This window comes from Streptomyces sp. Je 1-4 4N24, assembly GCF_026239515.1.
Lineage (GTDB): Bacteria > Actinomycetota > Actinomycetes > Streptomycetales > Streptomycetaceae > Streptomyces > Streptomyces nigrescens.
In genome coordinates, this window is record NZ_CP110836.1 from 1,096,495 (window position 1) to 1,123,416 (window position 26,922).

At 71.5% G+C, this 26,922-nt stretch carries 23 protein-coding genes and 2 pseudogenes; 16 read left to right on the plus strand and 9 right to left on the minus strand.

The window, feature by feature from the left end:
- Window positions 1–114: 114 nt before the first annotated feature.
- Window positions 115–1,527, plus strand: coding sequence for an amino acid permease (locus tag SLV14N_RS04540; protein WP_208679846.1), 1,413 nt, complete (start codon window positions 115–117; stop codon window positions 1,525–1,527).
- 25 nt (window positions 1,528–1,552) lie between these two features.
- On the opposite strand, the gene SLV14N_RS04545 is transcribed toward SLV14N_RS04540, so the two are convergent.
- Entirely contained in the window at window positions 1,553–2,164 is a 612-nt protein-coding gene (locus SLV14N_RS04545) for a GPP34 family phosphoprotein (RefSeq protein ID WP_263268196.1), read from the minus strand.
- Between the two features lie 388 nt (window positions 2,165–2,552).
- On the opposite strand from SLV14N_RS04545, the gene SLV14N_RS04550 reads away from it, so the two are divergent.
- The gene (locus SLV14N_RS04550; protein WP_263268197.1) at window positions 2,553–3,413 is read left to right on the plus strand and encodes a DUF4190 domain-containing protein; all 861 of its coding nucleotides are present in this window, start codon (window positions 2,553–2,555) and stop codon (window positions 3,411–3,413) included.
- A gap of 183 nt (window positions 3,414–3,596) precedes the next feature.
- Here the strand turns inward: SLV14N_RS04550 and SLV14N_RS04555 are convergent, their stop codons facing one another.
- Window positions 3,597–5,000 carry a S9 family peptidase gene (locus SLV14N_RS04555; RefSeq protein ID WP_208679849.1) on the minus strand — a complete coding sequence of 468 codons (1,404 nt, stop codon included), beginning with the start codon at window positions 4,998–5,000 and terminating at the stop codon, window positions 3,597–3,599.
- Window positions 5,001–6,031: 1,031 nt separating this feature from the next.
- On the opposite strand from SLV14N_RS04555, the gene SLV14N_RS04560 reads away from it, so the two are divergent.
- Window positions 6,032–6,688, plus strand: coding sequence for a TetR/AcrR family transcriptional regulator (locus tag SLV14N_RS04560; RefSeq protein WP_208679850.1), 657 nt, complete (start codon window positions 6,032–6,034; stop codon window positions 6,686–6,688).
- A 33-nt stretch (window positions 6,689–6,721) separates the two neighbouring features.
- Here SLV14N_RS04560 and SLV14N_RS04565 read toward each other — a convergent pair whose 3' ends face one another.
- Window positions 6,722–7,042 carry a hypothetical protein gene (locus SLV14N_RS04565; protein WP_263268198.1) on the minus strand — a complete coding sequence of 107 codons (321 nt, stop codon included), beginning with the start codon at window positions 7,040–7,042 and terminating at the stop codon, window positions 6,722–6,724.
- An 85-nt stretch (window positions 7,043–7,127) separates the two neighbouring features.
- Complete coding sequence (locus tag SLV14N_RS38760) at window positions 7,128–8,315, minus strand: DUF6214 family protein (RefSeq protein WP_317633693.1); 1,188 nt, start codon at window positions 8,313–8,315, stop codon at window positions 7,128–7,130.
- A gap of 193 nt (window positions 8,316–8,508) precedes the next feature.
- Between SLV14N_RS38760 and SLV14N_RS04580 the strand changes: the two genes are divergently transcribed.
- On the plus strand, window positions 8,509–9,906 hold the full coding sequence (locus SLV14N_RS04580; protein WP_263268200.1) for an FAD-dependent oxidoreductase: 1,398 nt from the start codon (window positions 8,509–8,511) through the stop codon (window positions 9,904–9,906).
- A gap of 180 nt (window positions 9,907–10,086) precedes the next feature.
- Here SLV14N_RS04580 and SLV14N_RS04585 read toward each other — a convergent pair whose 3' ends face one another.
- Window positions 10,087–10,458: a helix-turn-helix transcriptional regulator gene (locus tag SLV14N_RS04585; protein ID WP_018088688.1), complete on the minus strand. Its 372-nt coding sequence runs from the start codon at window positions 10,456–10,458 to the stop codon at window positions 10,087–10,089.
- 166 nt (window positions 10,459–10,624) lie between these two features.
- Here SLV14N_RS04585 and SLV14N_RS04590 point away from each other — a divergent pair, with 166 nt between their 5' ends.
- From SLV14N_RS04590 to SLV14N_RS04625, 8 genes and pseudogenes are all read left to right on the plus strand, one after another.
- On the plus strand, window positions 10,625–11,728 hold the full coding sequence (locus SLV14N_RS04590; protein WP_263268201.1) for an NADH:flavin oxidoreductase/NADH oxidase: 1,104 nt from the start codon (window positions 10,625–10,627) through the stop codon (window positions 11,726–11,728).
- A gap of 144 nt (window positions 11,729–11,872) precedes the next feature.
- A complete protein-coding gene (locus SLV14N_RS04595) occupies window positions 11,873–12,958 on the plus strand; it encodes an exo-alpha-sialidase (protein ID WP_263268203.1) in 1,086 nt (361 codons plus the stop codon).
- Between the two features lie 150 nt (window positions 12,959–13,108).
- Window positions 13,109–13,786 (plus strand): uracil-DNA glycosylase, encoded by a 678-nt coding sequence (locus SLV14N_RS04600; protein WP_208679855.1) that lies wholly within the window; start codon window positions 13,109–13,111, stop codon window positions 13,784–13,786.
- A 23-nt stretch (window positions 13,787–13,809) separates the two neighbouring features.
- Window positions 13,810–14,916, plus strand: a complete 1,107-nt coding sequence (locus SLV14N_RS04605; protein ID WP_263268205.1) for a phospholipid scramblase-related protein — start codon at window positions 13,810–13,812, stop codon at window positions 14,914–14,916.
- Complete coding sequence (locus SLV14N_RS04610) at window positions 14,909–15,937, plus strand: N-acetylglucosamine kinase (RefSeq protein ID WP_263268206.1); 1,029 nt, start codon at window positions 14,909–14,911, stop codon at window positions 15,935–15,937. Before SLV14N_RS04605 ends, SLV14N_RS04610 begins: the two co-directional genes overlap by 8 nt.
- A gap of 174 nt (window positions 15,938–16,111) precedes the next feature.
- Window positions 16,112–16,975: a sirohydrochlorin chelatase gene (locus tag SLV14N_RS04615; RefSeq protein WP_208687693.1), complete on the plus strand. Its 864-nt coding sequence runs from the start codon at window positions 16,112–16,114 to the stop codon at window positions 16,973–16,975.
- Window positions 16,976–17,276: 301 nt separating this feature from the next.
- A pseudogene (locus SLV14N_RS04620) lies at window positions 17,277–17,639 on the plus strand (VOC family protein); the annotation flags it as partial.
- An 83-nt stretch (window positions 17,640–17,722) separates the two neighbouring features.
- Window positions 17,723–18,064 carry a nuclear transport factor 2 family protein gene (locus SLV14N_RS04625; protein WP_263268207.1) on the plus strand — a complete coding sequence of 114 codons (342 nt, stop codon included), beginning with the start codon at window positions 17,723–17,725 and terminating at the stop codon, window positions 18,062–18,064.
- Window positions 18,065–18,078: 14 nt separating this feature from the next.
- Here SLV14N_RS04625 and SLV14N_RS04630 read toward each other — a convergent pair whose 3' ends face one another.
- Both SLV14N_RS04630 and SLV14N_RS04635 read right to left on the minus strand, forming a co-directional pair.
- Window positions 18,079–19,176: a lactonase family protein gene (locus tag SLV14N_RS04630; protein WP_263268208.1), complete on the minus strand. Its 1,098-nt coding sequence runs from the start codon at window positions 19,174–19,176 to the stop codon at window positions 18,079–18,081.
- 174 nt (window positions 19,177–19,350) lie between these two features.
- Window positions 19,351–20,856, minus strand: a complete 1,506-nt coding sequence (locus tag SLV14N_RS04635) for an FUSC family protein (RefSeq protein ID WP_263268209.1) — start codon at window positions 20,854–20,856, stop codon at window positions 19,351–19,353.
- Between the two features lie 228 nt (window positions 20,857–21,084).
- Between SLV14N_RS04635 and SLV14N_RS04640 the strand changes: the two genes are divergently transcribed.
- Together SLV14N_RS04640 and SLV14N_RS04645 are read left to right on the plus strand one after the other, a co-directional pair.
- Entirely contained in the window at window positions 21,085–21,564 is a 480-nt protein-coding gene (locus SLV14N_RS04640; protein ID WP_208679861.1) for an Lrp/AsnC family transcriptional regulator, read from the plus strand.
- A gap of 25 nt (window positions 21,565–21,589) precedes the next feature.
- Window positions 21,590–22,348 (plus strand): HAD family phosphatase, encoded by a 759-nt coding sequence (locus SLV14N_RS04645; RefSeq protein ID WP_263268211.1) that lies wholly within the window; start codon window positions 21,590–21,592, stop codon window positions 22,346–22,348.
- A gap of 85 nt (window positions 22,349–22,433) precedes the next feature.
- Here the strand turns inward: SLV14N_RS04645 and SLV14N_RS04650 are convergent, their stop codons facing one another.
- Entirely contained in the window at window positions 22,434–23,513 is a 1,080-nt protein-coding gene (locus SLV14N_RS04650) for a sugar ABC transporter substrate-binding protein (RefSeq protein ID WP_259670118.1), read from the minus strand.
- A 651-nt stretch (window positions 23,514–24,164) separates the two neighbouring features.
- Window positions 24,165–24,401 (minus strand): annotated as a pseudogene (locus tag SLV14N_RS04655) (short-chain dehydrogenase); the annotation flags it as partial.
- Between the two features lie 275 nt (window positions 24,402–24,676).
- On the opposite strand from SLV14N_RS04655, the gene SLV14N_RS04660 reads away from it, so the two are divergent.
- Both SLV14N_RS04660 and SLV14N_RS04665 read left to right on the plus strand, forming a co-directional pair.
- Window positions 24,677–25,846 carry a lactate 2-monooxygenase gene (locus tag SLV14N_RS04660; protein WP_263268213.1) on the plus strand — a complete coding sequence of 390 codons (1,170 nt, stop codon included), beginning with the start codon at window positions 24,677–24,679 and terminating at the stop codon, window positions 25,844–25,846.
- Complete coding sequence (locus SLV14N_RS04665) at window positions 25,843–26,856, plus strand: 2-hydroxyacid dehydrogenase (protein WP_263268215.1); 1,014 nt, start codon at window positions 25,843–25,845, stop codon at window positions 26,854–26,856. Before SLV14N_RS04660 ends, SLV14N_RS04665 begins: the two co-directional genes overlap by 4 nt.
- The last annotated feature ends 66 nt before the right edge of the window (window positions 26,857–26,922 follow it).

Here is a 26,922-nt window from a genome sequence, read left to right on the forward strand (position 1 = left end):
GTTCACCCCGTGTAAGCGAACCGTCCGAATAGCGGGCGTTCACGTCGTAGCGCAACACGTCCCCTCACACTCGTCAGGCTCACCGAACGTCACACCCAATGAACAGGCACGACCATGAGTCGGACAATCACCCGGTCACCCCAGGACTCCCCGGAGGCCGGGCAGAACTCCGAGTCCGTGTTGTCGCACGGCCTCAAGCAGCGCCATCTGTCGATGATCGCCCTCGGCGGGGTCATCGGCGCGGGGCTCTTCGTAGGCTCCGGGGTCGGTATCGCCGCGGCCGGACCGGCCATCGTCCTCCTCTTCATGGGTACCGGCGCACTGGTCATGCTGATCATGCGGATGCTCGGCGAGATGTCCGCGGCCCGGCCGTCCACCGGCTCGTTCTCGGTGCACGCCGAGGAGGAGATCGGCTCCTGGGCAGGGACCACCTCGGGCTGGATGTACTGGCTGATGCTCTGCGCCGGCGTGGCCGCCGAGGCGACCGCGGCGGGCACGATCATGCACTCCTGGGTGTCGTTCATCCCCGCCTACGGCTGGGTGGCGCTCTTCATGGTGTTCTTCTGCGCCAGCAATCTGACCGCGGTCAAGAACTTCGGCGAGTTCGAGTTCTGGTTCTCCGCGGTCAAGGTCGCCGCGATCGTCGCGTTTCTGGTGCTCGGCCTGCTCGGCATTCTCGGAGTGTTCGGCAGCGCGCCCGGAACGAGTCATCTGACCGGCCACGGCGGCTTCTTCCCGACCGGCGTCGCCGGACTCGCCGCGGGGCTGCTGACCACGATCTCCGGGTTCGCCGGTCTGGAGACCGTCACCATCGCGGCGGCGGAGTCCGACAATCCGAGCCGCAACGTGGCCCGTGCCGTCCGCACCGCCGTCTGGCGCATCGCCGTCTTCTACATCGGCTCCATGGCCGTGGTCGTCACCCTGGTGCCGTGGAACGACCCGAAGGTCGCCAAGGAAGGCCCGTACGTCACCGTGCTCGACCAGCTCGGAATCCCGGCAGCCGGCACGATCATGCAGATCGTGGTGCTGGTGGCCCTGCTCTCCGCGATGAACGCCAACATCTACGGCTCCTCGCGCATGGCGTACTCCCTCGTCAACCGGGGCCAGGGCCCGCGCTTCCTGGGCAAGGTCACCAGGGGCGTGCCGGCCGCGGCGGTGCTGGCGTCCTGTGTGTTCGGCTTCGCGGCCGTGATCGCCGGAATCGTCTGGCCGACCACCGTGTTCGCCTGGCTGCTGAACATCGCCGGCTGCTCGGTACTGGTCGTCTGGTCCATCGTCTGCCTCACCCAACTGAAGATGCGCCGCCGGCTGGAGCGCGAGTCACCCGAGCTGCTCTCGGTGCGGATGTGGGGCTTCCCCTATCTGACCTGGCTCACCCTCGCCGCCATCCTCGGTGTCTTCGCCGTCATGGCCTCCAACGCGGACGGCCGTCATCAGCTGATCGGCACGGCCGTCGTGGTGGCGGTGCTGGCCGGCGCGGGCCATCTCAAGCAGCGCCGCGACCGACGGGCCGCCGAAAGCGCCTGAGCGCGGTACACCGCACCGGGGGCGGTCAGTTGCCGTCGCCTCGCCAGATGTTGTCGAAGGCCGCCTTCTCGACGGAGCGGCGCTGCCGTTCGGCCTCCAGCTCCCTGACGGCGTCGTGGACGGCGACGAGCACGGTGGACACCGCGTCGTCGGTCACGCCCGGCTCGTCTCCGGTGCGTGTGCCGTCGATCCCGGCGGCTGACGCGAGGGTGGTGAGGACGGCCTCCTGCGAGGTCCAGCGGTCCTCAGCCTGCCGGCGGGCGGGGGATTCCGTCAGCACCGTCCGACCGGTCCGGAAGGGCCGCCAGCGGCGGTGTTCCCGAGTGACCTGCCCTTCGTCCTCAAGGACGGCCAGATAGGCCGCCGCCAGGCCCTCACCCCTGCGCCACAGCCAGTCGTCGACCGACTCGTAGGGCGACTGCTGGACGAGCGACGACGCTGCTTGGTCCAACAGGCGGTCCGGAATCGTCGGCCGGTAACCCGGCACGATCTGATCGCCGTCCAGCCGGGCGGCCCGGGCGCCGAGTAGATCGATCAGTTCGGCTCCCGCAAGCGCAAGTGACAGATCGCCTCGCTCAAGAGGGCGGCCGGACTCCACGTCCATGGCAACGATCAGCAGGTCCCGCGGTGTGGTCATGGAGGGCTCCTCTCCGTCCCATGGTCGCGCTTCAGACGGCTGATCGCCCGCCGACCGGCCCAGCTGCCTGCTGCTCCGGGAGCAGACGACCTCGACCGTGCCCGTCGGACGACGCCCGGTGCAGGTATGCGACCGCTCGACTCTGCCGGTGCCGGGCCCACGGACTGACGGGACTGACGCGGCTCACAGGCCTGAAAGGGCCGACGGGGCTGACATGACTGAGGGGCCTGACGGGACTGACGGGACTGACGGGACTGACGGGACTGACGGGACTGACGGCATGTGAGCGGCTACGGGTGCCAGGCCTGTCCGGACCTGTCCGAAATCCCGTAATGATTGAGCAAAGCGACTGCTAATCTCGTCAGTTCATCTACTTCGAGGACTGTGCATGACCGTGCCCACTCCGCCCGACGGCAAGCAGCCCGGTGACCAGACGCCGGACGACCACAACCCGTGGAGCCCGCCGCCGCCCGGACCGCCCTCTACCCGCTGGGAGCCGTATCCGATGGCCCCCATACCGGGGTCGCAGGCACGCAACGGCATGGGCATCACCGCCCTGGTACTCGGCATCGTCGGCATCGTCCTCGGCCTGCTCATCATCTTGTTCTGGATGTCCTGGCTGCCGGCCCTGCTGGCCGTGATCTTCGGCTCCGTCGGGCTGAGCCACGCGCGCACGGGCCGGGCGACGAACAAGGCGATGGCACTGACCGGTGTGATCCTGGGCGGGGCCGGCCTGCTGGCCGCGCTTGGTGGCGGCATCTTCACCGTCACTGTGGTCAAAAAGGTCGCCGACAGCGCACGCGCCAAGGTCAAAGAGGTGAAGGCCTCCGCGTCGGCGTCGGAAAAGGCCCGGCACCTGTCCTTCGGCGAGTCCTACACATTCGAGGACGGACTGAAGGTCACGGTCACCAAGCCGGAGCCGTTCACCCCGGACGACTACGTCCTCGGTCACGCCAAGGGCAACAAGGCGGTCCAGGTGACGGTCAAGGTGGTCAACACCGGCACCGAGCGCGTCAAGGTGGACACCGGGCTGCCCGAAGTCAGCGACGCCGACGGAGCCTCGTCGGAGCTGGTGATCGACGGAAGCGGGCGGCAGAAGGTCATCACCGGCTACGTCCTCCCCGGCAAGGAAGCCGTCGGGAAGTACGCCTTCTCACTGCCGCCCGATGCCGCCGACCGGATCGAGGTCGAGTTCAGCCCCGACGCCATGCGGTGGGACGACGCCTACTGGAGCGGCCCCACTCGCTGAAGGGGCATCTCCCCACTCACTCACTCACTCACTGACTGACTGACGGGGCAACTCGAAGCCACCTCTGCCCGGTGAGTGCGGCTCTGTGCTCAACTCCCCCACGCTCGCCCGGTCCTTTGAGATCGACGGACTGGAGCACCTGCCGGACACCCACGGCCCGCGACGAGGAAGCCGCTGCGGAGCTCAGCGGCCGGACAGCTTCTCCTGCAGCCAGTCGAAGACGACTTCGCAGTGCTGCTGCGGGGCCATCGGGGAGCAGTGCAGCTGCGCGCCGGTGGCCGCGGTGAGCTTCACGTAGTCCTTGGGCGCCGTCAGTTTGTCGAACAGCTGGCGCGGCTGCCCCGGATAGAACTGCTCGAAGTCGTAGTCGAGCACCAGCGTCGGCATCTTGATGCGGCCCACGACGTCCGTGATGTCCAGCGACTTGACGAGGGTGGCCGGGGTGTAGAAGTCCGTGAACATCTTGCCCTGACGGGCCGCGAGCATCGCCGGCACCGAGAAGGGTTCGAAGCGTTTCTTCAGCGTCGCGGCGGCGGACGGCGGCAGCTCGGGGACGACCTCTTTGTTCCAGATGTTGTTGGTCTTCTCCTTGTCCGGGGTGAGAATCTCCCGGATCTCCGGAGGAAAGCCCAGCCAGGGCGAGAGCACACCGGGCATCGCCACCAGAGCGGCGATCCGCTGCTCGAAAGCCGCTGCCCTGGGGGCCAGGTCCCCGGCCATGCTCAGCCCGGTCAGCGCGATCTTTCCGGTGTCCACGTCCGGGCGGGCGGTCAGCCAGTCGACGATCGGGGTGACGACGGTCTCCCAGCGCGGCGTGAAGACCACTTGGTCGACGAAGAGCAGCTGGCCCTGGCCGGGCCCGTCGTACACCAGGGCGTTCCAGCCGCGCTGCAGGGCGGCCGCGACGCCATAGGTCCACATGTCGACGTTCTGCCCGTCGCTGCCGTTCGTGAGGATCACGGTGGGGCGCCGCTCGCCGGAGCTGTCCGGCCGGAAGAACCACACGGGCAGCGGGGTCTTCCCGTACGGGATGCGCGCCGTCACCGGGACCGGGTCGCACCGCTCGCAGAACGCGTCCCAGGAGCCGCGTCCCGCCTTGTACAGCTCCTCCTCGCTGCCGGGGGTGTCGGAGCCGAGGACGAAGAACAGCGCCTGGGCGTAGTACTGCGCGGCCCGCAGTGCACGGAACCGGGTGGTCTCCGTCCCGGGCTCACCGCTGCTGGGCGGTTTCCTCAACTGATCGCCGAGGTTCCTGAAGGTCTCGGTGTACGTCTGCGCGGAGAGGCCGGCCTTGTTGATCGTGTTCACGGCGGTGAGCACCTCGCCCACCTCACTGGCGCCGTAGCCGGACCCGCCGAGCGCGAAGAGCCCGTTGAAGTTGAAGGCGGGGTCTTTGAAGAGCGTCATCACGCCGGGCGTGGGATCGCTCGCCGAGGCGTAGGCCCGCGCCGTGCGACGCGCGGTGGGCGCCGTCGCGGGCGACTCGCTGCACCCGGCGGCCAGGAGTGCCCCGGCGCCACCGACGAGCCCGGTCAACGTGGTGCGGCGCGTGGGGCCGGAAGCGCGATCGGCCGATACGTTCGTCATGCCGCCCGAACGTACGAGCCGCACCCCCCGGCCCCTCTCTGCGACACCCGCCCTTCCCCCGAACGCCACGCCCCGCGGCCCGCTCGCCGCCACCGCGCCGGCACCGCGCCGGACCGGCCCCTGCCCCAGACCCAGACCCAGGAGAACGTCAAGTGCGATCATCGGCCTGACTGGCCTGAGTTGGCGCCCAGCGGGACGCGCGCTGCACTGGCAGAAGAGCGTCGGCGGCGCTCAGGGCCGCTGACCCGCCGGGGCGGGGTCGGCATGGGTCGGTGGAGTGGTGGGTAAGTCGCCGCAGGACAAGGCTCCGTCTGTAGGGCTTTGCCGTAGGGGCAGGGACCTTGCCGCGTCCTGACGGCCGAAGCCGTTGAAGTGCTTGATCTGGGCGTGCACGGAAGGCTCCTTCGCAATGCGGGAGGTCCAACCCGCGCCCGAATCAACCTTGACGTTATGCGGCCGCGGCGCCGCCGCCCAGGCTCATTGGTGCCACCTTTCAACGGCATTGCGCCAAGGGACGTTAAAGAGGACCTGACGGGGCATGGCATTTCGCGCACCGGCATCGGACTGGGATTCCCGCCCGGCGAATCTGAGCCTTGACGGGACGCCTTGGAGTCGTAGCCAGAAATACCGCGGAGGGTGCGTGCCACTGCCACTGCCGCTACGGAGATGGCACCGTCGCCCACCTCGGCCGGCAGACCGTCACACTCACCGCGAGTTCGCTCTGCCACGTCTCCTGAGCAAGCCTGATACACCGTCAAGAGCGGCACACGTAAAGCGCGGCGAAAGCTCAGCCGGAGTGCGGCCAGAGGCGGCCAGAGATGATCGAGCCTGCACCCGACGTGAACCCGGGACGGCCTGTTGACCTGGGAAGACACAGGCCAAGAGGCCGTCCCGGGCCTCATCGTCACCCGATTCGGGCGATCCCCCGCGTCGCCCGAATCGGGCTGCTTGACCGGATCCGTTCCGAGGACGGAGATCCGGAGTCATACTGAGTGTGTTGGCCCCCAGCCAGTCAACGCAGGAGTTACAGGATGTCCCCCCGCAGCGCATCGGTCAATGAAGAATTGCGGCGGCGCTCCCGCGAGCGGCTGCTGCAGGCGACGGTCGAGCTGGTGGCAGAGCACGGCTATGAGGCGACGACGCTCGCGGACATCGCCCGTCGGGCAGGGGTCGCGCGCGGGCTCGTCTCGTACTACTTCCCCGGTAAGCGGCAGTTGCTGCAGTCCGCCGTGCACCGGCTGATGCACCGCACGCTGCAGGCGGCGCTGGAGCGTGCGCCGCGGCCGAGCGGTCCGGACGCGGGGCAGGAGCTGATGGCACGGGCCATCGACGCGATCCTGGGGCTGGCGCAGGATCACCCGTTGCTGATGCGGACGCATATGGCAGGAATCCTCACTGCCGAGGGGTTCATCCAGTGCCCCGAACAGCAACGGCTGGCCCAGTTGCTGCGGGAGACGGTCGTGGCGTACGGGTCGTCCGATCCTGATGCCGACTATCCGCTGCTACGGGCGCTGTTGATGGGGTCCGTGGTGGCGATGCTGCTGCCGGGAGCGGCCATGCCGCAGGCACGGCTGCGTGCCGAGCTGCTCCAGCGCTACGGGCTCGAATGGGAGCAGGGGGTCCCACCGGAGGAGGGGGCGCCCGGCGGCACGCGGACAGCGGGACCGGTGCGGGGCGGTCAGCGGTAGCCGGGCTGGGCCTGAACATGGGTGACCGCGCGCTCACTTCCCGGGCGGCGGCGCTACGGATCGCTGCGGTCCAGGCTCCGAAATCGGCGCCACGGAGGGCGGGTTGTGCGGCCCTGGCGGGCGGCACACGGTGGGCGGGCACCACCACCACGGGGCGACGCCCGGGAGGGCGACCGACGCCCGCTCGACCAGCTGCGGGCGGCGGGCGACGCGCGGTTCGACGCGCTCATGGAGGAACTCGTGGAGGAACTCGTGGAGGAAATGGCGAATGAGGTCATCGCGCAGCAGGGCGCCGAGACCGGGCGGACGCATGCAACGGATACCGGCGGAGGTGGTGCCCTGAGGCCGTGCCACCAGGGCCTGTCTCCCCGGCCCCCGTGGGCCTGCGGCTCGACGCCCGGCACCGCAGGCCGGCCCACGGAGATCGGGGAGACAGGCCCTAACGCTTGTTGTGGCGTGGTGTCAGGAGACCCTCGTCGCGGGCGCCGGCGATCAGCCGCAGCGATCTGCGGCGGTTACGGCCGGTGGCGAGCATCACGGCCAGCACCGGATCGCGCCCCTCGCGCTGCGCCTGGCGGTACGCGTCCGCGGCGATCTTGCGGCGCTCACCGGTCCGCGTCCGGGCGAGGACGGCGGAGCGGGCGCGCTCGGTCGGTGTGGCGGAAGCGGACGGCGGGGACGGCGCCGAGGCGTCGGGGGGCGTCGGCGACGCGGCGGGCGAGGACGGAGCGGCGGGCGTCGACGGCGCGGACGGGGCGGAGGGAACGGACCGTCCGGAGGTCCGCTCGGAGGACTGCCCAGAGGCTCGCTCGCAGGTCTCCTCGGATGCCTGCCCGGAAGTCTGCTCAACAGGAGAGTCGGTGGGCGGGGCGGCCGGCGGGTCCGCGGGACAGCCGGTGCCAGGCCCCGTGGCCGTCCGGTGCAGTACGCCCTCCCCATGGGCGAGGCCCGTCGCGCCCATCGGTCCCACGCCCGTCGGTCCCGCGCCTCTCGTTCCCGCTCCCGGCACCCCCACCTCCCCCGCCTCACCCGTCAAAGGCGTCGCCCTCTCCGTCGCCGCTGTCGCTGCCCCCGCTCCGGCGGCGGCCATCGGTTCCGCTTGCGGCTCGTGCCCCGGCACCGGACCGGCAGTGGTGGGCCGGGGGTGCCCCGTCGGCCCGTGGGGCGACGAGGGCCGCGGGCCTCGCATCGGCTCGGGTGCCGCGCCGCGCGCCGGGTCCGGCTGTGGCCCGGCCTGCGGTCCGCCGTCCCGTTCCGGTGTGGCGTCGGCCGGACCGGCCTGCCGGGGTGTGGGCCGGGTCTTGCGCGGACGCCCGGTGGCCGCCCGGAAGGCATCGTCCAGCGGGCCCTCGATCCAGCGGGCGAGGTCGGCGAGGCCGTCGAGCGTCAGTGGCGGGTCGGCCCGTACGTCCTCGACGGTGATGTGGTCGTCGGAGACCGTCACGAGGACATCGACCCGGGCGCCGTCGGCAAAGGTCAGCCGGGCGCTGCACCAGGGGCCCAGCGGGTCGAGCCGGGGCAGCGGGCACCCGGGGCCGTGGGAGCCGGCCGGATCGTCCGGGGCGGCGGGGTCGGGGGCGGGCGCGGCGGAGCCGTGCGCCTGCAGCTCCCATGTGGGCCACTCCAAGGGCGCGCCCTGGGCTTCATATCGGTGATTAACGGTATAAAAGTCACTTTCCGACACATTGAAAACCTAGCCCCCAGCTCACCCGGCCCAGTAGCGCGGCACGCTCATCCCACGGGGAGCAACCCCGATAGCGCATCTCCCGTCGCGCGCCCGCCGGTGCGATCCTGGGGGTATTACGCGGAAGGGGCCACTCGTGCTTCGTGTCGCAGTGATCGGTTCCGGGCCCAGCGGCGTCTACACCGCCCAGTCCCTGATCGAGCAGCAGGCCGTACCGGACATCGAGGTGTACGTCCTGGACCGCCTGCCCTGCCCGTACGGTCTGGTGCGCTACGGCGTCGCGCCGGACCACGAGAAGATCAAGTCGCTGCAGAACAATCTGCGTACGGTGCTGGAGCACCCCAGGGCCCACTTCCTGGGAAACGTCGAGGTGGGGGCGCCGGGGCTGGGCGTCGAGGAGTTGCGGCGGATCTTCGATGCGGTGGTGTTCTGCGTGGGCGCCGCCACCGACCGGCATCTGGGCATCCCCGGCGAGGAGCTGCCCGGCAGCCACCCGGCGACCGAGTTCGTCGCCTGGTACAGCGCGCATCCGGATGCGGCCGCGCTCCGTTTCACCCTCGCGGCCAGGTCCGCCCTCGTGATCGGGGTGGGAAATGTGGCGGTGGACGTGGCGCGGATGCTGTCCCGTGGCGCCGCCGAACTCGCCGCGACCGATATGCCGCAGGGGCCGCTCAGCGCGCTCGCGGACAGCCGCGTCGAGGACGTCTGGATGGTCGGCAGACGCGGTCCTTCCCAGGCCAAGTTCACGACCAAGGAGCTACGGGAGCTGGGCTCGCTTCCGGATACGGACGTGCTGGTACGGCCCGAGGAGCTGGCACGGGATCCGGCGTACCGGGACCCGGGCGAGCTGCCTGCGGTGGCGCGGCGGAATGTCGAGGTGCTGCGCGGCTGGGCGGAGCGGCAGACGGCCGGCCCGGAGAGCCCGGACGCGGGGCCCGCCTCGCCCCCCGCGCGCCGTCGGCGCCGCATTCATCTGCGGTTCTTCCTGCGGCCTGTCGAAATGCTGGGGGACGCCACCGGTGTGCGTGCGGTCCGGTTCGAGCGGACGGCGCCCGACGGGCGCGGCGGCGTCTCGGGGACCGGTGAATTCGAGGAGATCGAGGGGCAGTTGGTACTGCGTTCGGTCGGCTACCGGGGGACGCCGCAGCCCGGTCTGCCGTTCGACGAGACGACGGGGACGGTGCCGCACCTGGCAGGGCGGGTGCTGCGGGACGGGGCGCCGCTCCCGGGTGTGTACGTGGCGGGCTGGATCAAGCGGGGCCCCACGGGGGTGATCGGAACGAACCGGCCGTGCGCGAAGGAGACCGCGTTGTCGCTGCTGGCGGACGCCCCCGCACTGGCGGAGCGCGCAACGGCCGGGGACCCGTTGGAGGCGCTGATCCGGGCAGGTCAGCGGCCGGTTGCGTGGCCGGGCTGGCTGGCGATCGAGGCCGCCGAGGCGGAGTGGGGCCGCGGACTGGGCCGTGGCACCGTCAAGCTGCCGGACTGGACAGGACTGTTGGACGCGGCGCGCTCGGCGGGGCAGACCGGCTGAATCCGCGGGCCGGTCGGCCGGGGACGCGGGCGGATCGCTCAGCTGTGCGCGTGGGCGGGCCGATGGACTGGGTGCGTGGGCGGGCCTATCGGCCGGGTGCGTGGGCGGGCCGATCAGCTGGATTCGCCGGCAGTCCGCGTGCGTCCCCGTAGGTGAGGCGCCGTACCGGACCCGGGCCGGTCACTCCTCCCCGAGACGGCGGGCCTGCAGGTCCGCCCCTCGGAGGACGCCGTCGATCAGGCCGGGGAACAGTTCGTCCAGGTCGGCCCGGCGCAGTCCGTTCAACTTGGCCGTGCCCCGGTAGAGCTGCTGGATGACGCCGTGCTCGCGCAGTACCCGGAAGTGGTGGGTACAGGTCGACTTGCTGACCGGGAGCTCGATGTCCGCGCAGTTCAGCTCGCCCTCGGCGGCCGCCAGGGTGCAGACGATCCGCAGGCGCATGGGGTCGGCGAGCGCATGCAGCACGTCGGCGAGCCGGATGTCCTCACGGGCCGGGTGCTCCAGCGAGCGGGCGCCCGACGGGGTACGCGGGGAGGTCGTATCGGTCGGCATGACGGCTCCTGATTCCTTCTGCGGGACGCGGTAGGGCCTGGCGCGCCGACCCGCCCGCTCATTGTACGAGAAGCGTCGTAGTTTGACATCCGCCGTAGTACGACACCTATCGTATGAGGGCGGGTTCCGGTCGGCACCCGTTCATCTTCAGGTACAGGAGCCTGCTGTGAGCGCACTGTTCGAGCCCATCACCCTTCGCTCGCTGACCGTCCCGAACCGCCTCTGGATGGCGCCGATGTGCCAGTACTCCGCGGCGCCCGACGGCCCGGCAGAGGGGACGCCCGGCGACTGGCACTTCCAGCACCTGGCCGCGCGAGCAGCGGGCGGCACCGGCCTCATCCTCGCGGAGGCGACCGCGGTGAGCCCCGAGGGCCGCATCAGCCCGTACGACCTCGGGCTGTGGAACGACACCCAGACCGAGGCCTTCCGGCGTATCACCGACTTCCTCAAGGCGCAGGGAACCGTTCCCGGCATCCAGATCGCCCACGCCGGCCGGAAGGGCTCCACCGAGCGCCCCTGGGTGAACCGCGGCGCCCCGGTCCTCCCCGGTCAGCGGCATGGCTGGGAGCCGGTCGCGCCGAGCCCGGTGCCGTTCGACGACGGGTTCACGACCCCGGCGGAGCTGTCCGTGGCGCAGATCCATGAGCTCGTCGCGCAGTTCGGCGCGACGGCGCGGCGGGCTCTGGAGGCCGGCTTCCAGGTGGTCGAGATCCATGGTGCGCACGGCTATCTGATCAATGAGTTCCTCTCCCCCTTCACCAACCGGCGCACCGACGAGTACGGCGGCTCGTACGAGAACCGGACGCGGTTCGCACTGGAGGTCGTGGACGCCGTACGGGCGGTCTGGCCCGACGAACTGCCGGTCTTCTTCCGGATCTCGGCGACCGACTGGCTCACCGAGGACGAGAGCGATGCGCGCGAGGGCTGGACGGCCGACGACACCGTGCGCTTCGCCCGTGATCTGCGGGAGCACGGCATCGATCTGCTGGACACCTCCTCGGGCGGCAACGCGCCCGACGCGAAGATCACCGCGGGGCCCGGCTACCAGGTGCCGTTCGCGGAGCGGGTCAAGAAGGAGAGCGGCCTGGCGGTGGGCGCGGTCGGCCTGATCACCGAGGCGCGGCAGGCCGAGAAGATCATCGCGGACGGCCAGGCGGACGCCGTGCTGCTCGGCCGTGAGCTTCTGCGCTCCCCCAGCTTCGCGCAGCACGCGGCGCGGGAGCTGGGTGCGGAGGTCACGTTGCCGCAGCAGTACCACCGGGCCGTCTGAGACCTCCGGAGGGCGTGCGCCATCCGCCGGCGAGCGGGTGCCGCACCGTCCGACCTGCACGGATGCGTGCCGGGACGCCATTGTCAGTGGTCGGGTGCAGACTTGCCACTATCTGAGACAACGGCGTCCCGGAGGTGTTCCGGCATGACTGACGTACTACTCGCGGTGGGCACGCGCAAAGGGCTCTTCATCGGCCGTCGGCGGCACGGTGACTGGGAATTGAGCGGTCCGCATTTCCCCGCGCAGGCGGTGTACTCCCTCGGGATCGACACCCGCCGCGCGACGCCCCGGCTGCTGGCCGGTGCCGACAGCACCCACTGGGGCCCGTCGGTGTTCCACTCCGACGACCTGGGCGAGACCTGGCACGAGCCCTCCCGCCCCGCGGTCAAGTACCCGCCGGACACCGGGACTTCACTGGAGCGGGTGTGGCAGCTGCATCCGGCCGGGCCCGCCGCGCCCGATGTGGTCTACGCGGGCACCGAGCCCGGTGGTCTGTTCCGCTCCGAGGACGGCGGCGAGACCTTCGAGCTCGTACGGGCGCTGTGGGACCACCCGAGCCGGGAGCAATGGGTGCCGGGCGGCGGTGGGCTGGCCGTCCACACGGTGATCACCAACCCACGGGACGCCGACGCGGTCACCGTCGCGGTCTCGGCCGCCGGGGTCTTCCGCACCCTCGACGGGGGCGCCAGCTGGGCCCCGTCGAACAAGGGGGTGAAGGCGGTCTTCCTGCCGGATCAGCATCCGGAGTTCGGCCAGTGCGTCCACAAGATCGCGCAGGACCCGGTCAACCGCGACCGGCTGTATCTGCAGAACCACTGGGGCGTCTACCGCAGCGATGACGCCGGCGCGCGGTGGACGGACATCGGCAGCGGACTCCCCTCGGACTTCGGCTTCGCGGTCGCCGCACATCCGCGCACGGGGGATGTCGCCTACCTCTTCCCGATCACCGCCGATATCGACCGGGTGCCCGCCGAGCACCGCTGCCGGGTCTACCGCACCGGCGACGCCGGCCGGAGCTGGGAGCCGCTGAGTGCGGGACTCCCGGCCGAGGACCATTACGGCACGGTGCTCAGGGACGCGCTGTCCGTCGACGACAGCGACCCCGCCGGGGTGTATTTCGGCAATCGCAACGGCGAGGTGTACGCCAGCGCGGACGACGGCAACAGCTGGCAGCAGCTCGCCTCCCATCTGCCGGATGTGCTGTGCGTACGGGCGGCCGCCGTTGCCTGAGAGGGGAGGAAGGTGGAGGGCGGGGAAACGGCCGGAGCGCCGGGTAACGGAGCGGTGGGACAGGGCAGTTGGGGCGTCCCGCCGCTCCGGGCGGCCGGAGCCCGGGCCATCGGTTGAAGGGGAGGGGGCCGCGGCCAGTAGGGTGATCCCGTGGCTGCACAACCTCTCCAAGACATTGTCGAAGCGGGCTGGGCCAAGGCACTTGAGCCCGTTGCCGGACGGATCGCCGCGATGGGTGACTTCCTGCGGGCGGAGATCGCCGCGGGACGCACCTATCTCCCGGCGGGCAACAACGTGCTGCGCGCCTTCCAGCAGCCCTTCGACGAGGTGCGGGTCCTCATCGTCGGGCAGGACCCCTATCCCACGCCCGGACACGCGGTCGGGCTCAGCTTCTCCGTGGCGCCGGACGTCCGCCCGTTGCCCGGCAGCCTGGAGAACATCTTCCGCGAGCTGCACTCCGACCTGGGGCTCCCCCGCCCCTCGAACGGCGATCTGACGCCGTGGACCCGGCAGGGCGTACTGCTGCTGAACAGGGCGCTGACCACGGCTCCCCGCAAGCCCGCCGCACACCGCGGCAAGGGCTGGGAGGAGGTCACCGAGCAGGCCATCCGGGCACTGGTGGCGCGCGGGCGCCCGCTGGTGTCGGTGCTGTGGGGGCGCGACGCACGCAATCTGCGGCCGCTGCTCGGCGATCTGCCGGCCGTCGAGTCCGCCCACCCCTCCCCCATGTCCGCCGACCGGGGCTTCTTCGGGTCGCGGCCCTTCAGCCGGGTGAACGACCTCCTGGTGCGGCAGGGCGCACAGCCCGTCGACTGGAGGCTGCCCTGACCCCGGGCGATAGTGTGCCTCGCATGACGAATGCGAACATCCCTGCGGGTTGGTACGCCGATCCTCAGGGCACCCCCCACCAACTTCGCTGGTGGGACGGGTCCCAGTGGACGGAGCACACCCACCCGGGACAACAGGCCGCCGCGCCGGCCCAGGGCGGGGCACCACAGCCGGGCCCCCAGCAGGCCCAGCAGGCCCAGCAGGCGCCTGCGCAGCAGGCCATCCAGCAGCCCCCGCAGCAGCAGATGCCGCAGCAGTTCGCTCCGCAGCAGCCCGAGCAGACACCGGGCCAGGCCCCGTACCCGGGCCCGCAGCAGGGCGGCGCACCGCACGGCCAGGGTTACGGCTACCCCCAGCAGGCGCCCGGCCAGCACACGCCCGGACAGCCGATGCCCGGACAGCCGATGCAGCAACCGATGCAGCAGCCGTACGGACAGCAGCCGATGGCGGGCCCGCCGGGAGCGCAGCCGGGCGCCGTGCAGCAGCAGGTGCAGCAGCAGGCCGGCGTCGCGCCCGGCGGTCCGGGCGGCGGCACCCTGTTCACCGAACCGGTTCTGGTGGTCAACCAGAAGGCCAAGCTCATCGAGGTCACCAACGAGTACGGCGTCTTCGACCAGCACGGCAACACCCTGGGCGCGGTCGTCCAGGTCGGCCAGAGCACGGCCAAGAAGGTGCTCCGTGTCGTCTCCAGCCTCGATCAGTACATGAGCCACAAGCTGGAGATCCGGGACGCGTACGGCCAGCCGCAGCTGGTGCTGACCCGGCCCGCGAAGTTCATCAAGTCCAAGGTGATCGTGCAGCGTCCGGACGGTTCGCCGGTCGGCGAGATCGTGCAGCAGAACGCCATCGGGAAGATCAACTTCGCGATGATGGTCAACGGCCAGCAGATCGGCGCCATCAAGGCCGAGAACTGGCGCGCCTGGAACTTCGCCATCGTGGACCACGCCGACACCGAGGTCGCCCGGATCACCAAGACCTGGGAGGGCCTCGCCAAGACGATGTTCACGACCGCGGACAACTACGTCCTGCAGATCCACCAGCAGCTGCCCGACCCGCTGCTGAGCCTGGTCGTCGCCACGGCCCTGACCGTCGACACCGCCCTCAAGCAGGACGCCCGCGGCTTTGGGTGAGCCGGCCGGCCACGGCCCGGACTCCCCCGGGGCCGGCCATGTCCTCGGCGTCGACTCCGGCGGCTCGGGGCTGCGGATCGCCGTCGCACGCGCCGACGACGTCGGAGCCCGGCCGCTGGCTGTCCGGGCCTCGGACGAGCCGGTACGCACCGGCCCCGCGGGCATCGACGCGGAGCATCTGCTGTCCCAACTGCTGCCCGCAGCAGCGGAGTTGGCGCGGGAAGCCGAGGCCGACGGGTTCGCCGCGGTGTGCGTGGGGGCGGCCGGAATGGCCACACTGGGCGAGGAGCTCCGCGCCCGGCTGCCGGCCGCGCTGGCGACCGCGTTCGGGGTGCGGCGGCTCGTGCTCGCCGCGGACGCGGTCACCGCGTACGCCGGGGCACTGGGCCAGCGGCCCGGCGCGGTGATCGCCGCGGGCACCGGCATGATCGCCCTGGGCACGGACCTGACCCCGGCGGGCGGTTGGCGCCGCGCGGACGGCTGGGGCCATCTGCTGGGCGACTGCGGCGGCGGCGCCTGGATCGGCCGCGCCGGGCTGGAGGCCGCACTGCGGGCGTACGACGGACGGCCGGGTGGCTCGGCCGCCCTGCTGGCGCGCGCGGAAGCGGTGTTCGGGCCGGTCGCCGGGCTGCCCGGCGCGCTCTACCCCCGCCCCGACCGGCCCGCCGTACTGGCCTCGTTCGCCCCGGAGGTCGCCCGCTGCGCCGCCGAGGACGACACGGTGGCCCTCGGCGTCCTGCGTGCCGCGGCAGGCCATATCGCCGATGCCGCGGCCGCGGTCTGCCCGCCGGGCGCCGGCACCGCGGTGGCCTGTACCGGCGGGCTGTTCCACATGGGCGAGCCCCTGCTGGCTCCGCTGCGTACGGCTCTCGACGAGCGGCTGCCGGACGCCCGTACGACAGCCGCCGCCGGCAGCCCGCTCGACGGGGCGCTGACCATCGCCGCCGCACTGGCCGGCGACCGGCTGACGCTGCCCACCGATCGGAAGTTGTTGCAGATCACACGGCCTGCGCCGGGGTGACGCGCGGGATAAATCGGGACGGATACCGCTCCACCGAACCCTCCCTCCGCGCGAGGGTGGCCGGAGGCGTTAGCATGCGACGCCATGAGTTCCCCCACTGGGCCCGCACCTGGCTCGCCCGATTTTGACGCCGCCTCCCCGAGCCCGGGAGCCGCACCCGGTCTGCCGGTACGTATGCCGCGACGGCAGTCCGGCCGCCACCGCAAGCCGGAGCCGCTCGCCGCACCCGAGGGCGCTCCCGCCCTGGTGCTGGCCGTACCGGGCTCCCCCTCCGCCGCCTCGCGCAGCCTGGCGGAGGAGGTCTCCAGCATCGCCCGCTCCGAACTCCCGGGCCTCGATGCCCGGATCGGCTATGTCGACGGCGGCGACGACGAGTTCCCGTCCCTGGAGGCCGTACTGGCGCGCGCCGCCGCCGAGCACAAGGACCGGGTGGGCGCCGACGGACAGCCCGACCCCGGCCCCGCCGCCGTCGTGGTGCCGCTGCTGGCCGGACCGGACAGCGCCCTGCTGCGCCGGATACGCCAGGCAATGATGAACAGCGGCTCCGGCGCCGAGCTGACCGATGTCCTCGGCCCGCACCCGCTGCTCGCCGAGGCGCTGCACGTCCGGCTGTCCGAGGCCGGTCTGGCCCGGGCGGACCGTGCCCGGCTGTTCACGGTCGCCACGGCGGCGGACGGCATCATCCTCGCCACCGTGGGCGGCGAGGAGGCCGTACAGGCCGCCGGGATCACCGGCATGCTGCTCTCCGCGCGGCTCGCGGTGCCGGTGCTGGCCGCCGCCCTGGACCAGGAGGGCGCCATCTCCCGTACGGCCGAGCAGCTGCGGGGGTCCGGTTCGCAGCAGCTGGCGCTGGCCCCGTACCTGATCGGCCCGGAGATCACCGACGGCCTTCTGGGAGCGGCCGCGGCGGAGGCGGGCTGCGCCTCGGCCGAGGCGCTGGGCGCCTACGGCACGGTGGGCCGACTGGTGCTCTCGAACTACGCGGCGGCGGTGGGCATCACCCTTCCGACGCAGACGCAAGGGGTTCCGGTCCGCTAGGGCCTGAGCCGCCGGGCCCCTGGTCACTCCGGGACCGGACACCGTTTCCCGAAGGGCCGTCTTCGCGCAGCGCGCGGGGCGGCCCTTCGCCGTGTCCGGGCGGAGGCGATACGTCCGATTCCTCGCCGAGCGGCGCAGACGCCCGTCAGACGGCCCGGAAGGGCGTAGTTCACGGTGAGGGCGGGCGGAGGGCCGTACGCCCGCGAGAGAGGCCCACGGGGCGCTTGCCGTACCTCTGACGCGCCGACCGTGAGTCCGGGCATCCGGTGACGTTGCAGAGCGGGCGCATAGGATCGCCGGCATGGCACTGCGACCTGTTCAGGTGAACATCAAGGCTCTTGATGCGTCGGCGGTCGGCCGGTTCTGGGCGGAGGCGCTCGGCTGGAGTGCTTACAGCCCCGGCGTGACCACCTACGTCGGACCCGTCGGCGGCCCCGTTTGGCCGGACCCGGTCGCCGTCGGCATCGACGTCGTTCCCGTCCCGGAACCCAGGACAACAACGAAGAACCGAGTGCACCTCGACCTCGCCACCACCTCTGCGGCCCATCAGGCGGAGTTGGTCGCGCGCCTCCAGGCGCTCGGTGCGACGCCCGCCCACGTGGGCCAGGGCAACGTGCCGTGGACGGTCCTCGCCGACCCGGAGGGCCACGAGTTCTGCGTCCTCGCCCCGTCACACTGACGTCCTGGAAGACCGGTCGCCGGCCGCTCGCCCTCCTGGGCGAGCGGGCCGCCCACGGAGGGAAGTTCATGTCGCACATCGATGTCGTCCGCGCCGCCTTCGCGGCCTATCTCGCCCAGGACCGCGCGGCCATGGACCGGTTGCTCGCCGAGGACTTCGTCTTCACCAGCCCGCAGGACGATCACCTCGACAAGGCCGCGTTCCTCGAGATCTGCTTCCCCACGGCGGACCGGCTGCGCCGGCAGGAGATCATCGATGCCGTGGCCCTCGATGACGAGCAGGTCTACGTCCGGTACGCATACGAGCTGACGACGGGCGAGTGCCATCGCAATGTCGAAGTGATGACGGTGCGGGACGACCGGGTCACCGAGACCCAGGTGTACTTCGGCGGGCGCTTTCCGCAGGGGTGAGGCCCCGGCGCAGGTCAGCCGAAGACCACGCAGGAGGCGGCCGGTGCCTGGACGGATCCGGTCCTGACCGGGATGCCGGTTGCCGGGTCGACGGTGAACCAGGTGACGTCGCCGGAGCGCTCGTTGGCGGCGTAGAGGTGCCGGCCGTCGGGGTGCAGCGCCAGATCGCGGGGCCAATGGCCGCCGCAGGGGACGGTGGTGACGAGAGTTGCGGTGTCGCCGGACGCGCCGAGGGAGAGGACTGCGAGGCTGTCATGGCCCCGGTTGGCGGCCCAGGCGAAGCGGCCGTCCCGGGAGAGGACCAGTTCGGAGGGGAAGGTGCCGCTCCCCTGCGTTCCGCCTCCGCTCCGGGCGGAGTCCTCGGAAGCGGAGCCCTCGGCGGCCTCGTCCGGGAGGAGGCGGGTCTCCCCCAGCGGCGTCAGGACACCCCGGCCGGCGTCCCAGCGGCAGACCGTCACCGTCGGATCGAGTTCATTGATGACATAGGCGCGGTCGCCGCGCGGGTGGAAGGCGAGGTGGCGCGGGCCGCTGCCGGGCCGCAGCCGGGCCTCCGCATGGACGGTCAGCGCCCCGGAGCCGGTGCCGAGGGCGCAGCTGCGCACCGAGTCGGTGCCCAGGTCGACGCTGAGCAGCCAGCGGCCGCTGGGGTCGGGCACCACGGCATGGGCGTGCGGGCCCTCCTGGCGGTCGGTCCGCGGGCCGCTGCCCTGGTGGGCGAGCACGGTGGCGGGGCCGGAAAGCGTGCCGTCGTCGCGTACGGGGAGCGTACTGACGCTGCCGGAGCTGTAGTTGGCGGTGATGAGCCGGCCGTCGGCCAGGGTGAGGTGGGTGGGGTCGGCGCCGTCCACGGGGACGGCGGGGGCGAGCAGCTCGAGCCCCCGGGCGGTGAGGGCGAAGGCGGCCGCGGCGCCGTCCGGGGTCTCGCTGACCGCGTAGAGGTACCGGCCGTCGGGGCTCGGCGCCAGGTAGGAGGGGTTGGGGACGACGCCGGTGGAGTGCAGCGGGGTGAGGGCGCCGGACTCCGGGTCGACGGCCGCGGTGGTGATGCCGAGGCCGCCGGCCGTGGTGAACGATCCGATGTACGCCCGCCGGCCGTTGACACTCGTCCCCACTGGTCCGCCCTTCGTCCGCCTGCCCGTTGAGGTGCTGCGGCGACGCTAACAGTCACGGGCGGGGCGTCCCGGGCGATGGCCGGTTCCCGCCCCGGGGCCCCTGATGTACGCAGGCCACAAGGCGCTCAGGACACCACAGAGGGCGCGTGGGCGGCCGTCCCGCGCTGCCGCGGGTCAGGCGTCGACCAGCGGGGAGCGCGGGGAGCTTCGCAGGGGCGCGGAGAGTTCGGCCAGCGCCCGCTCCAGGCCGTGCAGATGAACCAGCGCGGGTTCCGCCGCGGGAGGCTGCGATACCGCGACGGCGGCCGCCGTGTGGCGTGTGCTGCGCGGCGTGGTGAGGGCCTCGACGGCGGCTTCCACGCGCTGGCAGGCGGCGGTGAGCCGGGCGTCGTGGGAGGCCTCCGGGTCGGCGGCGATGGAGGCCAGCCCGCGGACCTCACGGGCGCAGTCGTCGAGCAGCGCGAGCACCTGACGGGCCCGAGCCTTACGGGCGCGCAGGGGGCTGAGCGGGTGCACCAGCGGGGCGAGCGAGAGCCGCACCCGGCTCAGCAAGGGCGCGAGTTCGGCGACGTGCGGGGCGGGGTCCGCCGTCGTGGAGCCCGCGAGGCGGGCGGCGGCCTCGGCGGTGCACCGGTGGACGCAGCGCAGGGCGCGCTGGATCCAGGCGTCGGTAGTGGCGTGGGTGGTGACGGGCAGCACGAGGAGCACGGCCAGGGCCGCGCCGAGCGCCCCCACACCGGTCTCGGCGAGCCGCAGCGCGAGCAGGGCGGGGTCCAGCACACCCAGCAGCCCGTACAGCAGCCCGGCCATCAGCGTCACCGCGAGCATCATCCAGGTATACGAGACCGCGGCCGTGTAGAAGATCCCGAACACACAGACCGCGACGAGGGCGAGCGTGGGGACGAACGCTCCGTGCAGCGGGACGGCGACGACCAGCCCGAGGCCGATGCCGAGCACGGTGCCGAGGGCCCGGCGGAAGCCCCGGACCAGGGTCTCGCCGCGCGAGGTGGTGTTCACAAAGATCCACCACGTCGCGCCCACCGCCCAGTACCACCGCTGCTCGGAGAGCAACTGGCCCACGAGGAGGGCGAAGGTGCTGCCGGCGGTCGCCTGGATCGCCTGGCGGGTGGTCGTCCGGGCCAGCCCTCTGGCCCCCGGCGGGACGGGCACGGCCACCTGGGGCAGCCGGAGCTCGTAGCACCACACGGCGAAGCGGACGGTGGAGGAGGCGAGCAGCGCGAGGGTGACCGCCGTGCACAGCTCGGGCAGCTGGGACGGCACCGTGTGCAGGAACTGGGTCGCGAAGAAGGTCATGAACGCGAACACGCCCAGGGCATGACCGCGCGGCCCCCAGCGGCGGGCGTAGACCCCCGCGCCCACGACGGCGACGAAGACCGCGTCCCGTGCCACCGGGTGATCGTGCAGCGCCGCCGCGGCGGCGAGCACCGGAAAGCCGACCGCGGGCAGCAGCGCGGTGGTGGTCATCTGGCCGCGGACCGTGGTGTCGGTGACCGTGAAGAGGGCGAGCAGCGCGGCGAGCCCGCCGGTGATGGCCGCGACGAGCGAGTGGCCGGTGAGCCCGCACACCATGACCGCCAGGCCGATGCCGAGGACGGACCGAGTGGCGCTGCGCAACCGCAGCAGCCCCGGATCCGGAGCCACGAACACCCTCTTCAGCACAGCTTCCGCCCCTTCGACATGCCCGCATGAAAAAGGCGCCGCGGGATCCGCAGCGCCATCGACGGGGCCATCACAGCATCACTTCGGCAGGTTGCTCAACAGGGGCCATGGGGGCTGTGCCATTGGTACAGTCTCATGGCCTCCATGTACGCCAAGAGGAGGCCAATGGGCGGGAGCGTGACCGAGGGTGACAGCTCCTGTTCAGTCACCCGTGAGGAGATGTTGAGCATGGCCGTGGACGCCCTGGACGCCAAGATCCTGCGCCTGCTGCTGGAGCAGCCGCGCACCAGCGTCCGGGAGTACGCCCGCCTCCTCGGCGTCGCCCGGGGGACCGTCCAGGCGCGTCTCGACCGCCTCGAACGGGACGGCGTGATCACCGCCTACAGCCCCCGGCTGTCCCCCGCCGCGCTCGACCACCCCGTCCTCGCCTTCGTCCACATCGAGGTCACGCAGGGGCATCTGGAAGAGGTGGCCGACGCGCTGGCGGAGGTGCCGCAGATCATCGAGGCCTTCTCGACGACCGGCGGCGGGGATCTGCTGACCCGGGTGGTGGCACGGGACGCGGCCCATCTGGAGGATGTGATCCAGCAGCTGATCAGCCTGCCGGGCGTGGTCCGCACCCGTACGGAGATGGCGCTGCGGGAGCGGGTGCCGCACCGGATGCTGCCGCTGGTCGAGGCGGTGGGCGGCGGCGCCGGACCGCGATGAGCCACCGCTTGGCATCCTGGTGGGCATGAGCGCCTCCCCCGCCTCCCCGGTCACGTCCGTCCCGCCCGCTCCGGTGATCTTCGATCTCGACGGCACCCTGGTGGACAGCGAGCCGAACTACTACGAGGCGGGACGCCGGCTGCTGGCCGACCACGGCGTGCCCGACTTCAGCTGGGAGCACCACACCCGCTTCATCGGCATCGGCACTCGCGAAACACTGGAGACGCTCCGCCGGGAGTTCGGCCTCGACGCCCCGGTCGAGGAACTGCTGGCCGGAAAGAACCGCGTCTATCTGGAGCTGGCGCGGGCGCACACCGAGGTCTTCCCCGAGATGCGCGTCTTCGTGGAGCGGCTGTCGGCGGCCGGGCATCCGATGGCGGTGGCGTCCGGCTCGTCGCGGGCCGCGATCGAGGCGGTGCTGGCCGGTACCGGGCTCGATGCGCTGCTGACCACGGTGGTGTCGGCCGAGGAGGTGGCGCACGGCAAGCCGGAGCCGGATGTGTTCCTGGAGGCCGCACGCCGGCTGGGTGTCGCTCCCGCGGACTGTGTGGTGCTGGAGGATGCGGCGCCCGGTGCGCTCGCGGCACACCGGGCGGGGATGCGGTGCATCGCCGTCCCCTATGTGGCCGGCACCGTCGACGACCCGGCGTTCGCCCGCGCCGGGCTGCTGTTCAAGGGCGGCCAGGGGGAGTTCACGGCACAGGCCGCGTACGACTGGCTGCGACGAGGGGGAACTGCCGCGGTTGAGGAGAGGCCCGCCCAAGGTGGCCGGGCGGGCGACTGACGGCCGTGCCTGTCGGTGGCCGGCGCACGATCACCGGCCACCCGACAGGCACGTCATGCCCGACGCGGCGCTCACTGAGGGTTTGTCACTCCAGGCCGACGGACTTGCATGCGTCGGCGAGGTCCTCGCAGAGCAGGTCGGTCCGGACGGCACCGTCGCGCACCACGGTGTTCTTCATGTTCTTCTTGGTGACGATCTGCGCCTTGAACAGCTGGGCGGGGATACCGGACTTGCTCTTGCTGTCGGCGGTGGTCGTCGTCAGGGACTTGATGCTCTTGCCGCGCAGCAGACGGAAGGCGATTTCGGCGGCGGTTTCGGCCTCCGGCCTGACTTCCTTGTAAATGGTGAAGTACTGGGTTCCGGCCACCAGCCGCTGCAGCGCGGGGAGTTCGGCGTCCTGGCCGCCGACCGGCACATCCTTGAGCCCGGCAGACTTGAGTGCCGCGGCGATGCCGCCCGCCATACCGTCATTGGCCGAGTAGACCGCGTCGAAGCCCTCCGCGCCCTGGGCGTTGATGACGTCGGTCATCTCCTTCTTGGCCGTCGCCGCCGACCAGTTGGGGATGTCCTTCTCGTAGACGATCTTGCGCACCTTGCCGTCGAGGACGTCGTGGGCGCCCTTCTTGTAGGCCGGTGCATTCGGGTCGGTCGGCGAGCCGTTCATCATGACGACGTCGGAAGCGGCCGCCTGGGAACCGAGGGCGGCGAGAATCCCCTGCGCCTGGAGCCGGCCGATCTTCTCGTTGTCGTAGGAGACATAGGCCGCGACATCACCCTCGGCGAGCCGGTCGTACGCGATGACCTTGACGCCCTTCTTCGCGGCCGAATCCACCCAGCTCTTGGACGCCGCGGCGTCGACCGGGTCCAGAATGATGACCTTGACACCCTTCTTCACCAGGGCGTCGAACTGTCTCCTCTGAGCGTCGACCTGCTGCTCGGCATTGTGGTAGTCGACCTTGCATTCGAGGCACAGCGATGCAATACGCGACGAAATGATACGGCGGTCGAACTTCTCATAGCGGGCCGCTTTACTCTCCGGGAGGAGCAGACCTATGGAGTCCTTGCCGGCACCGGCATCCTTTTGATCGCTTCCGCAGGCCGCCAAGGGTGCTGCGAGCGAAAGCGCCACCGCGCCGGTGAGGGCACGCCGCATTATTGCATTCATTTCCGGTACCTCCAAAGGGGCCGCCTGACCGGCCCAGAACGGCTGAAGTGAACGCCACCTGCGGCCCTACCGTCAAGAATCAAAGTCACAACGATATGAAAGTGAGTTGTGAGTTGACTCTCTGAACCGCCGTCACCCGACGGGCGTTCCGGACAGTACCGAAAAGTTCAATTCGTTCCGTATCGCTCCGGAACGTTCCATTTTCCGGCCGGGCACCCGGCCCCGCACCCGGCCCTGAATCCCGAAATGTAACGCGGGGTAACACCCCACCCTTCCCCGCCGACCGATCCGTCAACCAGGGCATATCTGCACGGAGTTGCCCCACCATGCCGGACCACGCGCTCGCGAGCGGCACAGCGGGGACCTTTCCTCTCGCGCACCGGACCACGAAGAGAGAGAGGGAAATAGATGCTGCGCACAGCTTTCCGGAGTGGCCGGTGAACCGACGAGCCCCCGGCCACCCCCGTCAGGACAGCCGATGCACCGACTGCCGTCGCCCCTGATGACGAACTGTCGCGGAACATTCCCCGGCCGCACGCCGCAGTCAATTACAGCGACATCAATGGGAATTCCCCGGGAATCACTCCGGGGACTTTCCCCCGGGAATCCCTTCGGCTTGATTTTCTGCCGCCGATTCCCCCTGGTCCCCTCTCAGCCGACCCAGCCCCTCGTGAGGCCGAGCACCGCCGAGCCGTCGAGGTCGGTGAGCTTGGTGCCGGTGAACTCGCGTGCCCAGTCCGACGTCTGGAGGCGGAACGCGGGCCGGTCCGCGGTGAGCGCCTCCGGCACGGCCTCGGAGGCCTCGGCGGAAGTCTGTGCACTGCCGAGGAACTGCGCGACGGTGCGGTCCAGATACGCCTGCAGCGCGTCCGCATACGGGCCCGCGGCGGGCCTGCTGGGTGCCCAGGCGGCGACGGCACGTACGTCGTGAAGGCGGCTGTCGTCGAGCGCGGCGTAGGCCGGTACCCGCTCGCGCACGGCGGCGACGATCGTCGCGAGGACCCGTGGTCAGCGATCAGCTGCGGCCGGATGCGCTCCCGTTCCTCTGTCGCAGGGTGACGACTCCACCCGCGTGTTGTGCGCAGCGCGGTGGACGGGTCTTGTCACTGTCGCCAGGATCTCGGGTGAGCACGCAGTCTCAGCGACGAGAGGCGGGAGTACGGATGGCGAAGCACTGGGCGGACTTCCAGTACGAGATCTATCTCCACGGCATGACGGGCGCCGTACCGCGGCTGCCGACGGATCTGACCCGGCTGGAGCGGCTGGCCGAGCAGCGTCTGGGCCCCGGCCCGGTCGGCTACGTGGCGGGCAGCGCGGGCACCGGCAGCACCGCCGACGCCAACCGGGCCGCACTGGACCGCCGGCGGATCGTCCCGCGGATGCTCCGCGATGTGCACGAGCGCGATCTGTCCGTGGAGGTGTGCGGTCGTGCGCTGCCCGCGCCGCTCGCGCTGGCGCCGGTCGGCGTGCTGTCGATCATGCACCCGGACGCGGAGTCCGCCGCCGCGCGGGCCGCCGCGGCGCAGGGCCTGCCGTACATCCTGTCCTCCGCCTCCAGCACGCCCATGGAGCAGGTCGCCGAGGCGATGGGTGACGGGGAGCGGTGGTTCCAGCTGTACTGGGCGAAGGACCGCGAGGTCACCAGGAGTTTTCTGCGCCGGGCGGAGGCGGCGGGCTACACCGCACTGTTCGTCACGCTCGACACCCCGCTGCTCGCCTGGCGGCCGCGCGATCTCGACCAGGCCTATCTGCCGTTCCTGCACGGCGTGGGCACCGCCAACTACTTCAGCGACCCCGCGTTCCGGGCAGGGCTCGCCAAACCGGTCCACGAGGACCCGAACGCGGCGGTCCGGCACTTCGTGGGGATGTTCGCCGACCCCGCCAAAACCTGGCCGGACCTGGCGTTCCTGCGGGAGAACTGGGACGGCCCGATCGTGCTGAAGGGCATTCTGCACCCGGATGACGCGCTGCGGGCCGCCGAGGCCGGTGTGGACGGTGTGGTCGTCTCCAACCACGGCGGCCGCCAGGTGGCGGGCTCCGTCGCCGCCGCCGATGCGCTGCCCCGGGTCGCCGAGGCGGCCGCCGGCCGGCTCACCGTCCTCTTCGACAGCGGTATCCGCACCGGCGACGACATCTTCAAGGCGCTCGCCCTGGGCGCGAAGTCGGTGCTGGTGGGGCGGCCCTACGCCTACGGTCTCGGCCTCGACGGCCAGGCGGGCGTCGAGCACGTCCTGCGCTGTCTGCTCGCCGAGTTCGACCTCACCCTCGCGCTGTCCGGGCACTCCCGCCCCACCACTCTGACCGCCGACGACCTCATCGAGGAATCCGTATGACCACCGCGCCGCAGTCGGCCCCCACCCCGGAGCCCCACCCCGTGAAGAACGTGCTCGCCGTCGTCTCGCCGCATGTCGGCGGCCGAACCGCCGGTGCCGCGCTGGCCGGCCTCTTCCCCGGCCAGGCCCGGGTCACCGTCGTCGAGTCGGCCGACGAGGACCCGGCGGCGCTGCGCGACGCCCACCTCCTGATCACCGGTCTGAGCCCGGTCACCGCGGATCATCTCGCCGCCGCACCGCATCTGGAGCTCGTCCAGTGCGCCAGCCACGGCTTCGACTACGTCGACCTGGACGCGGCCCGCGAACGGGGCATCCCGGTCTGCAACATCGGCTCCAGCGGTGCGGAGAAGCAGAACGTGGCGGAGCAGACCTTCGCCCTCATGCTCGCCCTCGCCAAACAGCTGGTCCCGGCCCACACGGCCCTCGTCGAGGCCGACTGGGCGCTGCCTCGCCTCCAGCAGTCGCTGACCGAACTGTCCGGCAAGACCCTCGGCATCATCGGCCTCGGCCATATCGGCGAGGAAGTGGCCCGCCGCGCCGTCGCGTTCGACATGACCGTCGTCTACACGGGGCCGAAGCCCGCCGGACCGGAGACCGAGGCCCGTCTCGGCGGCGCCCGCCATCTGAGCCTCGACGACCTGCTCCGCACCGCCGACTACGTCACCCTGCACGCCCCGCTCAACGACCGGACCCGCCACCTCCTCGACGCTGAGCGGCTCGCCCGCCTCAAACCCACCGCGTTCGTCATCAACACCGCACGTGGCGCCCTCATCGACCAGGACGCCCTCGCGGACGCCCTGGAGGCGGGCACCCTCGCCGGCGCCGGCCTCGACGTCTTCGACCCCGAACCGCCCACGGCCGCGCTGCGCCTGCTCAAGGCCCCGAACGTGGTCCTCTCCCCGCACGTCGCGGGCGTCACCCGCGAGACCCTGGTCCGCATCGCCCTGGCGGCCGTGCAGAACGTCATCGGCCATCTGGAGGGCAAGCCGCTGCGGGACATCGTGTCGTAACGGCAACGGCGCCCTCGCCGCGGCGAGCGCGCGGGTGCGTGCTCCTTCCTGAATTTCAGCCATTGT

Bases quoted from the DNA above. Each gene is read 5' to 3' on its own strand.
- SLV14N_RS04605 (WP_263268205.1), top strand. From the start codon at position 13,810: ATGACGAATGCGAACATCCCTGCGGGTTGGTACGCCGATCCTCAGGGC.
- SLV14N_RS04540 (WP_208679846.1), top strand. From the start codon at position 115: ATGAGTCGGACAATCACCCGGTCACCCCAGGACTCCCCGGAGGCCGGG.
- SLV14N_RS04550 (WP_263268197.1), top strand. From the start codon at position 2,553: ATGACCGTGCCCACTCCGCCCGACGGCAAGCAGCCCGGTGACCAGACG.
- SLV14N_RS04665 (WP_263268215.1), top strand. From the start codon at position 25,843: ATGACCACCGCGCCGCAGTCGGCCCCCACCCCGGAGCCCCACCCCGTG.
- SLV14N_RS04660 (WP_263268213.1), top strand. From the start codon at position 24,677: ATGGCGAAGCACTGGGCGGACTTCCAGTACGAGATCTATCTCCACGGC.
- SLV14N_RS04625 (WP_263268207.1), top strand. From the start codon at position 17,723: ATGTCGCACATCGATGTCGTCCGCGCCGCCTTCGCGGCCTATCTCGCC.
- SLV14N_RS04555 (WP_208679849.1), bottom strand. From the start codon at position 5,000: ATGACGAACGTATCGGCCGATCGCGCTTCCGGCCCCACGCGCCGCACC.
- SLV14N_RS04640 (WP_208679861.1), top strand. From the start codon at position 21,085: ATGGCCGTGGACGCCCTGGACGCCAAGATCCTGCGCCTGCTGCTGGAG.
- SLV14N_RS04645 (WP_263268211.1), top strand. From the start codon at position 21,590: ATGAGCGCCTCCCCCGCCTCCCCGGTCACGTCCGTCCCGCCCGCTCCG.
- SLV14N_RS04595 (WP_263268203.1), top strand. From the start codon at position 11,873: ATGACTGACGTACTACTCGCGGTGGGCACGCGCAAAGGGCTCTTCATC.
- SLV14N_RS04560 (WP_208679850.1), top strand. From the start codon at position 6,032: ATGTCCCCCCGCAGCGCATCGGTCAATGAAGAATTGCGGCGGCGCTCC.
- SLV14N_RS04650 (WP_259670118.1), bottom strand. From the start codon at position 23,513: ATGAATGCAATAATGCGGCGTGCCCTCACCGGCGCGGTGGCGCTTTCG.
- SLV14N_RS04585 (WP_018088688.1), bottom strand. From the start codon at position 10,458: ATGCCGACCGATACGACCTCCCCGCGTACCCCGTCGGGCGCCCGCTCG.
- SLV14N_RS04545 (WP_263268196.1), bottom strand. From the start codon at position 2,164: ATGACCACACCGCGGGACCTGCTGATCGTTGCCATGGACGTGGAGTCC.
- SLV14N_RS04615 (WP_208687693.1), top strand. From the start codon at position 16,112: ATGCCGCGACGGCAGTCCGGCCGCCACCGCAAGCCGGAGCCGCTCGCC.